This is a genomic window from Psychrosphaera ytuae (genome assembly GCF_017638545.1).
GTDB classification, from domain to species: Bacteria; Pseudomonadota; Gammaproteobacteria; order Enterobacterales; family Alteromonadaceae; genus Psychrosphaera; species Psychrosphaera ytuae.
The window spans coordinates 1,435,992-1,449,167 of the sequence record NZ_CP072110.1; the positions used below are offsets into that span (position 1 = coordinate 1,435,992).

The window sequence follows — 13,176 nt, forward strand, 5'->3', positions numbered from 1 at the left end:
GGAACGACAATGAAAAAAACGCATTTAACTCTAACAGCGGTGCTTACCACCGCATTGTTAGCAGGTTGCCAGCCTGGACCTGAGGCAGACAGCCAATCCATCAATCCAAGTGCAAATCCAGAGACAAGCGCACCTTTTGGGGCACACTGGCTTACCCCAGATTTACTGGTAATTTCTTCAGCTGTGTCGAACGAGTCTGTTTTTTTACACACACAATCGCCTGAAGGAAAGTTATTAAAAACCAAGCTTATCGCAACGGCTATGCCAGACTGGGTCGCTACGCGTTTCCCTCATTTAAGTAACATGACCGTATATTCGTTTGATGGCGACAATGTGAAACAGCGTTTAAAAGGCAAAAACACCTTAGTGTTAGCTAATGGCAAAAAAGTTTTAAGTGAAGCACCTGTCCAACACGCGGCGGTCATAGACTCGATTTATACCTCTGGCACTAACGATGCGGATGAGTTTGACCAACTTGGCTCTTTGATCACCGACCAAGGTGTTCAATTTAGTCTTTGGGCCCCGACCGCTCAACAAGTCTACGTGACTCTTTATAACCAAGATAAATCGCCAAAATCAGGCCCTATTGCGCTGACCGAAGACAAAGCAACCGGTATTTGGCAAGTCACCACAGAACAAGCCAAAGCGACTGACTTTTACCAATATCAAGTTGAGGTTTACCACCCTCGTACCGGGAAGTTTGAAAAACTAGTAACAACTGACCCATATTCACTATCACTATCAACAAATAGTAAGTACTCACAAGTTGTCGATTTAGCGGACCCATCAACACAACCTGAGGGTTGGTCTCAACACTCAATTCCGACGGTAGAGGCACCAGAAGATTTGATTTTGTACGAAACTCACATTCGCGATTTTAGTGCCTTTGACACTAAGCTAAGTGCTCCTGAGTATCGAGGTAAGTACAAAGCGTTCAGCGAAACCGACAGTTACGGCATGCAACACCTAACCAAACTTCGCGATGCAGGTCTCAATACGGTTCACTTATTGCCAACGTATGATTTATCAACCATCAACGAAGATCCAAGTCAGGCCATCGACCTTTTTGATCCTATGACCAAAGTTTGTGATCTAGTTGAAGGTTTAGACGTGTGCCGCGACAGTGCAGTAAAACAACTAAGCTTACAAGCGTTGCTAAAAAGCTATGATCCAAGCGGACCTGAAGCACAAGACTTAATGGAACAAATCCGTGGTTACGACAATTACAACTGGGGTTACGATCCATACCACTACACAGTGCCAGAGGGCAGTTATGCGGTAAACCCAGATGGTATTTCGCGTATTGTTGAGTTTCGTGAGATGGTGATGTCATTACACGAAAAAGGCTTCCGCGTGATCATGGATGTGGTCTATAACCACACATTTGCATCAGGTGTTGCTGAAAAGTCCGTATTAGACAAAATCGTACCTAATTATTATCACCGTTATAACCCAATTACAGGTGCCCTCGAGACATCTACGTGTTGTGACAATACTGCTACCGAAAATGTCATGATGGCAAAGCTGATGACCGACTCACTCGTGGTTTGGGCGGACCAATACAAAATTGATGGTTTCCGTTTTGACTTAATGGGCCACCAACCAAAAGATGCGATGTTAAAAGCTCGTGAAGCGGTAAAACGCGTCGACAGTGACACCTATTTCTATGGTGAAGGCTGGAATTTTGGTGAAGTCGCCAACAACGCACAGTTTGTTCAAGCATCACAAACCGAACTTGCTGGCACCGAAATTGGTACTTTTACCGACCGCTTACGCGATGCCATTCGCGGTGGTAACTTCCAAACTGGTGCCATGGGCCTGCGTCATGACCAAGGTATTGGAAATGGCTTAATGGTAGTCCCTAACGACCTTCAAAATAATTATTTGCAAATCGAAGAGTACTTAAAGTCAATGGACCAAGTTAAATTGGGATTGGCTGCTAACTTAATCGACTTCAAATTTATCAACACATTCGGTCGTGCGGTCAATGGTGAAGACGTACCTTATGGTGGAGGCCCTGCAGGTTATGCCAAAGACCCTGCAGATACGGTGAATTACGTATCTAAGCACGACAACCAAACGCTATGGGATAACAATCAATACCGTATTAAATACGACGCGACGACGGACGAACGCGTTCGTATGCAATTATTGAGTTTGTCTTATCCAATGTTTGGCCAAGGTATTCCGTTTATTCACATGGGTTCAGAATTGTTGCGTTCGAAGTCATTTTTACGCGACAGTTATGACTACGGTGATTGGTTTAACAAAGTCGATTTTTCATATCAAACCAATAACTACAATGTTGGCCTACCACCAGCCCAAAAAGATGGCGACAACTGGCTTGTCGTAACGACGGTACTAGAAAACAACGAAGGTCGTGACATGGTTACACCTGAACACATAGCGTTTGCTTCAGCCAAGTTCCAAGAGTTTATTGAAATTCGCATGAGCTCACCGTTGTTCAGGCTCAGAACCGCTAAACAAGTCAAAGCTCATGTTAGCTTTTTGAATCAAGACACACTGAGCAAACGCGGTCTTATTGTGATGCATTTATCGGACGATGGGGTGAAAGATATCGATCCTAACTACGAGTCAATTGTGGTTGTGTTTAACAACGACGATCGTACTCAGACGTTTCGTGCCGACGGCAGCGACTACGAATTACACCCTGTCCTTGCAGACGGTGTCGACGACGTAGTTAAGCGCTCAGAGGCGCAAGAGGAAGGCTTTACAGTACCACCGTTAACCACTGCGGTATTTGTACGCCAATAAGTAACGTTCTAAATTAGGGGTCGCCCTTCGAAATTGAAATTTTCGCAATTTCTCTTTCTGTGTGCCCCCTTGATACTAAGGCTTTATTACCCAGAGTATTGAATTCTGCCACTCGCTCTTTGATGGGTAACTCAAACTGACTCTCTACAATGGAGGTGTCAAAAGACCAGAATGACCACGTAGACTCTTCACCAGAAAACTGTAGATAAATCCCCTTCTCACTGGCAACGCTTCTTGTAATAGGTTTAGAAAACGACTGTTTGTGTTTGAACCCCTCACTCTCATGCCATTCATAAATAGCGTCGTCTTTGACTAACAATAGATTACCCTCTTGAGACAAGGAAGCACGGCCTTTTGAAAACTCAGTGATGATCTCAAGGTCGAGTGTTTCTGAGTTTAGTTTAACTAACTGTTTACGCTCACCGATTTGCTTTTCTAGTAAAATATCTCGTTCATTGGGATACCAAGCTAACGCTATACCTTGAACTGTTTCTAATACATTGACCTTTGTTTTTGCTGGTGCTTTGGGATTTAGAATCACATGTACACTGTAACCCATGCTAAAAGCTAACTTTCCGCCACTTTTACTCCAAGCGACATGATCGACATTTAAATAGTCGTTCGGATTTTCAAACAACTGAGTATCGGTCCCACTAGCTAATTCATGCAAAAATAATTGAGGTTTGCCGTATCTTGTTGAGAAGAAAGCAATGTGTCGCTCATTGGGAGAAAACACAGGAAAGTAATCCATCGCTGTGCTGTCGATTGCTCCCTTTATAGTCTGTGACGTTAAGTCAAACAACATTAGGTCGTGGTCTAGCCTAGACTCTATAAAATATATATCACCACTTTTAGGACCAACTTTGGCAAAGCGCAAAAAGTGACTTTGTTGGAAGTTGAGTTGCGATGGAATAGAGTGAGTGAAACCATTTGAGTTTTCATCAATGAATGTATAAAAGAGTTGGCTACCATCATTTAGCAATAAGCCGGAATCACCATTTAACCACTCAACCGATACGCGTTGCTGATCTCTCAATAAGATCGAATGAAGTACTTGGCCTTTATTTGTCAGCTCCAATGACAATAGTCGGATGGCATTTCGGCCATTTTCTAACTGGCCTGAAACGGCTAATATTTTTCCACTTTTAGATAACGCAAGTTCATAAGGTTTAAAATCTGTATTAGATACCATTAATTTGCTTGAACTATTAGTAGCAATGTCATGTTCGTAAACATGACGAGTGCTGCTATCACTGGCAACAAAATATAACTTCTTGTCAGGGCTAGGATGAATCGATCCAATCCAGCGGCTCGGTTGGTCACCGTTGTTTTCTACGACCAACCTTTCTTTTAAAACTTCAGAGTTCGATTCCATTAACGCTTTTTTTGTTAACGAGAACTCCTTTATTTGCCAAGCCTTGTCACCAATATAAGCATAATAAAGTGAAGTACCATCAATGGACCATGCCAAGTTCCGTCTGTGGGCCAGCGGTAAATTCAACTTTGTCTCTGTCGAGCTATTTAGATCTTTTATCCAGAGTTCTCCTTCATCCAACCCTCTTTGTGGGTAGCGGCTAAATGCCAAAAGAGACTCGTCAGGAGAGACTGCAATAAAATCTTCAATTACCTCTGTTGCCGTTATCGGTTGTAATCCAGTTACATTCAAAAGCTGTTGTTGCGTACTAGGTATTATTTGCCAATAAATCCCAATAGATAACAAGAAAAGGATTGAGGCCACAATCCATATTGAAGAATTGTTTTTGCGATGAGCCGATGTTTGAGCATTTATAAACGTCGGTAAAATATTAATGCTATATCCGACTTTAGCATGAGTCGAAATTAGTTGTTTAGCGTCATCCTTTAGTGCTTTTCGCAGAGTAGAGATACAACGCCTAATTGAATTCGGACTATAAACAGATTGGGGCCAAACATATCTAAACAAGATTTCTTGATCCACTACCGTGCCCGAATTAGCTGTCAAATGAAGCAAAACCAACATAACTTTAGGCTCGATATCAATCACTTCTTGCGCTTGGCGAATCTCACCTCGTTTAGCATCGACAACAAAATCGCCCAATTTAAATGGCTGGCTAGCTAAACGTTCTAAATCCAATGACATTTGGTATCTACTCTATCCTTTGTTTAATAAGACCTTAAGCTTTTCTTAATAAAAAAATAACGACTTCTCTATCGCGTTTTCTCATCAAAACAATAAGGCTCTATTTGCATTTAACCAAATATCTAAAGGATTGAACAGATGAAGAAAATATTACTTTTTAGTCTATTATTCTGCAGCTACTGCTTCGCTAGTGACGAGTCAAAAATATTGTCACCTGCACAACAAACCGAAATTATCGAAACATTGCAGAACAAATTAACCACTCATTATATTCTCGCTGATAAAGCACAAGAAGCTAAAGAACTGCTCGAGGAACTAAAGCAAAGTACTACAATACAAAAACCAACTGATAAAAAGTCGTTTGCTCAATACCTACAACAACAAGTACAGATGATTCTCAACGACAAACACTTCAGAGTCATAGTCCCTCGTCCTCGCAATACCTCTTCAGAAACAGATATTTTAAAGCAACATTTGAACGCATTAACTAACTTCCGCAAGGGTGGTTTTCAAGACATACAAATGCTTGAAGGTAATGTAGGTTACGTAAAAATAGATGGTTTTAGAGGTGAAGAAACCCATCAAGTCGATGGCTTAATGATCTATTTAAGAACCGCTGATGCCATCATCATCGACCTTCGAGACAATCGTGGTGGCGCTCGACCGGTTAATTATTTAACAAGTTATTTTTTACCAGAAGGCACCTTAGTTGGCAGTACCTATCACAGGTTTAAAGACTCATGGCAGAGTCACTATGTTGATAAAATAAATGGAGATAAGCGTTTGGATGTGCCTTTGTTTATATTAACCAGTGATAGAACTTTTTCTGCGGCTGAAGCTTTTACTTATAATTTACAAGCCAGACAGAGAGCTATTGTAGTAGGCGAAGTTACCGGAGGCGGTGCTCATCCCATTCAGTTTTTCGAATTGCCCGAGGGACTCGCTACAATCGTTCCAAATCGACGTTCACACAACCCTGTTACACGCACAAACTGGGAAGGAACCGGAGTCAAACCAGATATAAATGTGGATGAAGAATTGGCTTTAAATGAAGCCAAAGCTTTGGCAAAAACTGCGGCTGAGCAATATAGATCAACAACCATTACCGAGTTATCAAATTTACTCAACCCGGAAAATGTAGATAAAACGCAGAACAAAGCAGACCTAGAGCAAAAGGCACAGAGCCTTATTGAAATACTATTGCAAAGAAAACATCTCGAGTCATTTATGCTTGAAGGTTTTGCTAGACGATATAGGGCATTAGGGAATGATTTTGCAGCCGAACAATTTGAGTCCGTTGATAAAAGACTCAACGAAACCGAGTACTGAAACCTCACGATAAAAGTGCTTTATAAAATTCTACATACAATACAAAAAAGCCTCGGTTCATTTGAATCGAGGCTTTTTTAGTATGGCTTTTTTAACCTTCAAACAGGTTTATTACATGTTTGGATAGTTTGGACCACCGCCACCTTCTGGTGTTACCCAAGTAATGTTTTGGGCTGGGTCTTTGATATCACACGTTTTACAGTGGACACAGTTTTGGCTGTTGATTTGGAATCGTGGTCCCGACTCTTCTTCAACAATCTCATATACACCTGCCGGACAGTAACGCTGAGCAGGCTCGTCGTACTTAGGTAAATTTTGAGCCAACGGAATGCTCGCATCGGTTAACTTTAAGTGAACCGGCTGCTCTTCTTCATGGTTGGTGTTTGACAAAAATACGCTTGATAATTTGTCAAAGCTCAACTTGCCATCTGGCTTAGGATAATCAATTTTTTTGCACTCAGCCGCAGGTTTTAAACTTGCGTGATCTGGCGTTTCGTCTTTGAAGTTAAACGGTAATTTGCCGCCAAAGAAGTTTTGATCCAAAGTGTTGTATGCACCACCTAATACCGTACCAAACTTGTGAATAGCTGGACCAAAGTTACGCGTGCTGTACAACTCGTCGTATAACCAAGAATCGTTAAATACAGCTTCGTATTGCGTTAAGTCGCTTTGACCTTCATCGCCGTTTTTCAATGCATCTGCAATCACTTCTGCTGCCATCATTGCTGATTTCATTGCAGCGTGGTTACCTTTGATTTTGGCAAAGTTAAGTGTACCTGCGTTACAGCCCACCAAGAAACCACCTGGCATGGTCATTTTAGGCAATGAGTTCAGACCGCCTTTGGTAATGGCACGCGCACCATAGGCAATGCGTTTACCGCCTTCTAAATGCTTTGAATAAACTGGGTGATGTTTTAAACGCTGAAACTCATCAAACGGACTCATGTGAGGGTTTGAGTAGTTTAGGTCAACAATCAAACCGCACACCACTTGGTTGTTGTCGGCGTGATACAGATAACCACCACCTGTCGCACCATCTGACATTGGCCAACCAGCAGTGTGAACCACCAAACCTTCTTGATGCTGGTCTGCAGGCACTTCCCAAATTTCTTTAAAGCCAAGACCGTAGTGCTGTGGCGATTTGCCTTTGTCTAAGTCAAATTTATTGATCAGTGATTTGCCCAAGTGACCACGGCAGCCTTCTGCAAAAATCGTGTATTTTGCACGAAGCTCCATACCTGGCATGTATGAATCTTTTGGGTTGCCTTCTTCGTCAAGACCCATGTCACCGGTTTGAATGCCAACCACACGACCTTGGTCATCATAAAGTGCTTCAGCAGCTGGGAACCCTGGGAAGATTTCAACGCCCATGGCTTCGGCTTTTTCTGCCAACCAGCGACATACGTTACCCATAGAGACAACGTAGTTACCTTCGTTGTGCATGGTTTTAGGGAAGGCAAAACTTGGTACTTTACTGCCCGCTTGATCGCTTGTTAGGTAATATACTTCGTCGTGGCTAACTGCGGCATTTAACGGCGCACCTTGCTCTTTCCAGTCAGGGATCAGTTCGTTAAGCGCTTTAGGGTCAAGGACAGCGCCTGACAAAACGTGCGCGCCCACTTCCGAGCCTTTTTCAACCACACAAACCATTAGTTCTTGTTCGTTCGCTTCTGCTTTTTGCATCAAACGAATCGCTGCAGAAAGTCCTGCTGGGCCGGCACCGACAATGACAACGTCAAAGTCCATTGATTCTCTTTCTATCTCAGCCACACCATGTCCCCTTTTGCTATTTTTGTTCTGTATTATTAGATTTATACACCCTATTTTACTCAAGGGACTAGCACTGGCTACTGTTATTTGCAGAATCTGTTGAATTGGACGTAAATTTATCGCGACAAGGGGTCAATCGCGGTGAACTACAAAGGGCTCACCGACGGCTTGATAGCTACTTGGCTTGTCAATTTTCTGGGCAATAAGGTTTTGCGGTAAATACGCCTGCATCAGTGGCATCAGCGTTTGCGGGTCAGTATTAGGATCAAGCCAGGCATCGAGCCAACCACCTTGTTGAGGCAACATCAACGGCATGGCCTTGGAATGAATGGCTTTAATTTTTGAGTGTGGTGGTAAGGTGATCACCGAGCAAGACAGTTTCCATTCACCGGTTTCTGGATGTCGCCATTCTTTGTATAGACCACCAAAGGCAATGGCCTCATTAGACTCGGCGGTCATGTCGTAGTAATGAAGTGGCTTTTTGTTTACAAACTCTGTTTCACCAAAGCCCTTGGCCGGAATTATACAGCGAGTTTCGCGAAAGGGTTTGTACCCTGCACTTCGAGGTATATTCAGTTTGTCATAGCGGGTATTAAACGAGGTGTATTTAGAAGGTTTAAAACCTGTGTCCGTTCGCTCCTGCAGTAGCCACCAATTGGCTTTGTTTAGTTCTCGTTGAGTCCCCGTTGGGCTTGTTTCAGAATAAACTGTGCGGACGATAGAAACCGGTTGGGTCGCTCGAATAAATCGACTTTCTTGTAATGGCTCTGGCCACAAGTCAATTTGGAGTTGTTTGAGTAATGCTTGAACTCCCGCGTCATCAATGACATTCAAACGACCACACATAGGTTTTCCTTTTTATGGAGATTTAAAGGCTAAGACTCCTTTCGAGTAAAACACGGCGCGTCTGGTTTTGACAACTCTGCGTTGTACTCATAACCGTCCATGTTGAACTTAAGTAAATCATCCATGGTTTCTACTTTGTTTTTGATCATGTACTGAACCATCATGCCACGAGCTTTTTTGGCATAAAAACTGATCATTTTGTACTGACCGTTTTTCCAATCTTTAAACGTTGGCGTAATGAGCTCTGCTTTGAGTTGCTTTTTCTTCACTGACTTAAAGTACTCGTTCGAAGCAAGGTTAATTAAATAAGGCGCGTTTATCGCTTCGATTTGCTCGTTTAGTTTGTTGGTGATGATATCACCCCAAAACTGATACAGGTTGTCACCGCGGTCATTAGCTAACTTAGTACCCATCTCAAGTCGATATGGTTGCATCAAATCAAGTGGCTTTAGCAGGCCATACAAGCCTGACAAAATTCGCAAGTGAGTCTGAGCGTATTCAAGTTCCTGTTCATTCAAGCTCTCGGCTTCAAGGCCTGTGTATACATCACCATTAAAAGCCAACACCGCTTGCTTGGCGTTGTCTGGAGTGAAGTCAGGCTGCCACTCTTCAAAGCGCGCTGCATTTAAGCCTGCCAATTTGTCACTAATGTGCATCAAAGAGCTCAAATCTTGTGGTGTTAATGTTTTGCACACTTTGGCTAACTCTTGTGCGTCATCCATTAACTCTGGTTGCGTGTATTTGTCTGTTGTTGGTTTTGTTTCATAGTCCAAATTTTTTGCTGGAGAGATGACATACAACATGTTTTTCGTTCCTCTTTTGCACTTATTAATGCGATAACACGGCGCTAAACCATCTAGTCTGCACCTTTATTTATTCGCAATAAATATTCTGTATTCGTTAATGTTTGATTTGTTAAGAGATTGTCAACCAAATCACAATATGCGCAATCGCTACTATCATACTGAGTCGCGCTCTCATGTTGGCATACCACATTGGGTAATAACGAGATAACTCGGTTTTTTGTTCTACTTGCCAGACTGTCAAAAACAACATGGCAGCAACGAACAAAGCGGCTCTTGCCGAAATAAACAGATTTCCCCAAGCCAAAAGACTCAAAAGAATTCCTGACCAAATCAAGCTTCGAGTTCTGATCTCAACTTGCTTTTGTACCAAACCCGCAACAAGACCAAAAGACCACAACGTACCGGCTAAAAAGCTTAAAATAATCGCGCTGTAAATTCGAAACAAACTCACAGGATCAAGCTCAAATACATGAAGCGATGGCACCCAAGCCGTCAAAGCGAAATATATAAATGGAATAAGTCCGCTAAAACTGAACATATAAACGGTACTTTTCAAATTATCGTTGATCATTTCGCCTTTCGCTTCTTGCGTCATTACTACCTCAGTATTGGTTTCTGATGTTGTTTATGTGGTAATTTTACAAACAAAAAAGGGTAAAACTTAAAATTTCTATAAATTTTGTATTTTTATTACCCGGCACGCTTGAATCTATGCGTTATTCTTTGTAGTTTTACCAGCAAGTGTAAATCATTCTTATGCCGCAATGCCAACTATACTGTTGGAATCTCATACATATCAGTAATACGTCAAATCGGCACAACCAGTTTTCAGGAAATATCATGACAAGTGTTTTAAAACAACTTAGAGAAATGACCACCGTTGTCGCGGACACCGGTGAAATTGACGCCATCAAAAAGTTTCGTCCTGTTGACGCAACAACCAACCCTTCACTTTTGTTAAAAGCAGCTCAGATCCCTGAGTACAAGACTTACTTAGAACAGGCGGTTGCGTTTGCCAAACAAGAATCAAATGACCCAGAGCAACAGTTAGAAGATGCAGCAGATCAACTTGCCGTTCTTATTGGTAAAGAAATTAATGCGTTGATCCCTGGCCGCATTTCAACAGAAGTTGATGCTCGTTTATCGTTCGATACCGAAAAAACCGTTGCCAAGGCACTTCGCTTAATCGACCTGTACGAAAAAGCCGGTATTACAAAAGACCGTGTTTTGATCAAAATCGCATCGACATGGGAAGGCATCAAAGCTGCAGAGGAATTAGAAAAACAAGGTATCAACTGTAACCTAACCTTGCTATTTAGCTTTGCTCAAGCTCGCGCGTGTGCAGAAGCGGGTGTTTACCTTATCTCTCCGTTTGTAGGCCGTATTCTAGACTGGTACAAAGCCAATGGTGAACAGCAGACCTTTACGGGCGAAGAAGATCCAGGTGTCATTTCAGTACGCAATATCTATCAGTACTACAAAGAGCACGGCTACAATACTGTTGTAATGGGCGCGAGCTTCCGCAACACAGATGAAATCATGGCTCTTGCTGGCTGTGACCGTCTTACGATTGCTCCAGCACTATTGGAGGAATTAGATAACATCGAGCAAACCCTACCAAAAGTCTTGTCTTTTGAGGGAGACATCAAAGCTCGTCCAGCGCCTATGACCGAAGCCCAATTCCGCTGGGAGCACAACGAAGATCCAATGGCGACACAAAAACTGGCCGAAGGCATCAGTAACTTCGCTAAAGATCAGGTTAAATTAGAAAAACTACTGACGGATTTACTTGCATAAGCGATAATTCATTTTCACACTTAAAAGTCGGTTACCTTGAGTAACCGATTTTGTTTCTACTGCTTAATGTCACCAAGGAAAAAAACATGAGCACTTCAAATTGGTCAAACCTTGTCCCTCATTTTGAACGCCTTCAATCTACTCACATGCGCACCCTTTTCGCCGAAGATTCTCAACGCGCCAAACGATTTACTCGCAGTGCATGTGGATTTACTTTAGATTTTTCAAAAAACACTATCGACCAAGATGCCTTTGACGCATTAATTGCCTCAGCCAAAACGGCCGGTGTTGAGACTCAACGCGAACGCATGTTTGCCGGTGAAGTCATCAATACCACAGAACAACGTGCAGTATTGCACACTGCGCTACGTCGCCCTGCTCAAGATTCAGTTACGGTAGACGGTAAAAACGTCATCCCTGAAGTTCACGAAACACTAGCAAAAATCAAAGACTTTGTCGGTCGCGTCCATAACGGTAGCTTAAAAGGATATACCAACAAGTCATTTACTGACGTCGTTGCGATCGGTATCGGTGGTTCTTTCTTGGGACCAAAAATTGTTACAGAGGCACTTAAGCCTTATCGCAATAAAACGCTTAGAGTTCATTTTGTCGCAAACGTTGACGGCCACCATATCAATGACGTACTTGCCGAATTAAATGCAGAAACAACGCTTGTGGTAATGAGCTCAAAGTCATTTACGACCCAAGAAACCTTAAAGAATACCGAAACGGCCCGTGATTGGTTGTTACAACAAGGCGCTAGCTTCGACGATATCAGCAAGCACTTTATGTGTGTTTCGAGCAATATCACAAAAGCGACTGAGTTTGGTATTGCCGAAGAAAACATTTTTCCAATGTGGGACTGGGTTGGTGGACGTTACTCGTTATGGTCGGCAATCGGTCTACCTATTGCATTAGCGCTAGGTTATGACAACTTTGCTGAAATCTTAGCAGGTGGTCACGATATGGATGTCCACTTCCAAGAAGCACCGCTAGACCAAAACCTTCCAGTTATCATGGCCATGCTTGGTGTTTGGTATCGTAACTTACAAGGTTGTCAGGCGCATGTGTTGTTACCGTATAACCACTACTTACGTGGCTTTCCGGCTTACGTACAACAGTTGGATATGGAATCAAATGGCAAATCAACCAATTTGCAAAACCAAGCGGTAGATTATGCGACGGGCCCAATTATTTGGGGCGGCGAAGGCACAAATGGTCAACACGCGTTCCATCAGTTGATGCACCAAGGCAACACGGTTATTCCGGCTGATTTTATTTTGCCTGTTAAGCCTTCTCATGACGATGTCGAACATCACCAAATGTTAGCAGCGAACTGCTTTGCGCAAACTCAAGCTTTGATGCAAGGTGAAACAGCAAGCGAAGTAAAACAAAAGCTCATTGCCGGTGGTATGGATGAACAACAAGCGGAAGCATTATCACAGCACAAGCTAATGCCTGGTAATCGCCCTTCAAATACATTATTAATGGAGAGCTTAAGCCCACGTCAACTTGGAAGCTTAGTTGCCCTTTATGAACACAAAGTATTTGTTCAAGGTGTGGTATGGCAAGTAAACAGTTTTGACCAATGGGGTGTTGAGCTGGGTAAAGTCTTGGGCAACGGTGTTCTAGACGCGTTAAAAGGCCAATCAGTGGACTCCTTAGACAGTTCGACTCAACAACTGGTCGACATGTTTTCTAAAGTAGTTCGATAACACGACAAACAGGGAATTT

9 protein-coding genes are annotated in these 13,176 nt (G+C 42.7%); 4 read left to right on the forward strand and 5 right to left on the reverse strand.

All coding sequences use genetic code 11. From position 1 onward, the window contains the following. The first annotated feature begins 9 nt into the window (after positions 1-9). On the forward strand, positions 10-2,775 hold the full coding sequence (gene pulA / locus J1N51_RS06280) for a pullulanase-type alpha-1,6-glucosidase (RefSeq protein WP_208833080.1): 2,766 nt from the start codon (positions 10-12) through the stop codon (positions 2,773-2,775). A 13-nt stretch (positions 2,776-2,788) separates the two neighbouring features. On the opposite strand, the gene J1N51_RS06285 is transcribed toward pulA, so the two are convergent. Further along, positions 2,789-4,894 (reverse strand): winged helix-turn-helix domain-containing protein, encoded by a 2,106-nt coding sequence (locus J1N51_RS06285; RefSeq protein ID WP_208833081.1) that lies wholly within the window; start codon positions 4,892-4,894, stop codon positions 2,789-2,791. A gap of 138 nt (positions 4,895-5,032) precedes the next feature. On the opposite strand from J1N51_RS06285, the gene J1N51_RS06290 reads away from it, so the two are divergent. After that, the gene (locus J1N51_RS06290; protein WP_208833082.1) at positions 5,033-6,223 is read left to right on the forward strand and encodes a S41 family peptidase; all 1,191 of its coding nucleotides are present in this window, start codon (positions 5,033-5,035) and stop codon (positions 6,221-6,223) included. 111 nt (positions 6,224-6,334) lie between these two features. Here the strand turns inward: J1N51_RS06290 and J1N51_RS06295 are convergent, their stop codons facing one another. The 4 genes from J1N51_RS06295 to J1N51_RS06310 all read right to left on the reverse strand — a co-directional run bounded on the left by J1N51_RS06295 (position 6,335) and on the right by J1N51_RS06310 (position 10,240). Then, a complete protein-coding gene (locus J1N51_RS06295) occupies positions 6,335-7,984 on the reverse strand; it encodes an electron transfer flavoprotein-ubiquinone oxidoreductase (RefSeq protein ID WP_208833347.1) in 1,650 nt (549 codons plus the stop codon). Between the two features lie 141 nt (positions 7,985-8,125). Beyond that, positions 8,126-8,839 carry an SOS response-associated peptidase family protein gene (locus tag J1N51_RS06300; RefSeq protein WP_208833083.1) on the reverse strand — a complete coding sequence of 238 codons (714 nt, stop codon included), beginning with the start codon at positions 8,837-8,839 and terminating at the stop codon, positions 8,126-8,128. Positions 8,840-8,868: 29 nt separating this feature from the next. Beyond that, positions 8,869-9,642, reverse strand: coding sequence for a peroxide stress protein YaaA (gene yaaA, locus J1N51_RS06305; RefSeq protein ID WP_208833084.1), 774 nt, complete (start codon positions 9,640-9,642; stop codon positions 8,869-8,871). A 112-nt stretch (positions 9,643-9,754) separates the two neighbouring features. Beyond that, positions 9,755-10,240 (reverse strand): DUF3429 domain-containing protein, encoded by a 486-nt coding sequence (locus tag J1N51_RS06310; protein ID WP_208833085.1) that lies wholly within the window; start codon positions 10,238-10,240, stop codon positions 9,755-9,757. 245 nt (positions 10,241-10,485) lie between these two features. On the opposite strand from J1N51_RS06310, the gene tal reads away from it, so the two are divergent. Then, the gene (gene tal, locus J1N51_RS06315) at positions 10,486-11,442 is read left to right on the forward strand and encodes a transaldolase (protein ID WP_208833086.1); all 957 of its coding nucleotides are present in this window, start codon (positions 10,486-10,488) and stop codon (positions 11,440-11,442) included. Positions 11,443-11,528: 86 nt separating this feature from the next. Further along, positions 11,529-13,157 (forward strand): glucose-6-phosphate isomerase, encoded by a 1,629-nt coding sequence (gene pgi / locus J1N51_RS06320; protein WP_208833087.1) that lies wholly within the window; start codon positions 11,529-11,531, stop codon positions 13,155-13,157. The last annotated feature ends 19 nt before the right edge of the window (positions 13,158-13,176 follow it).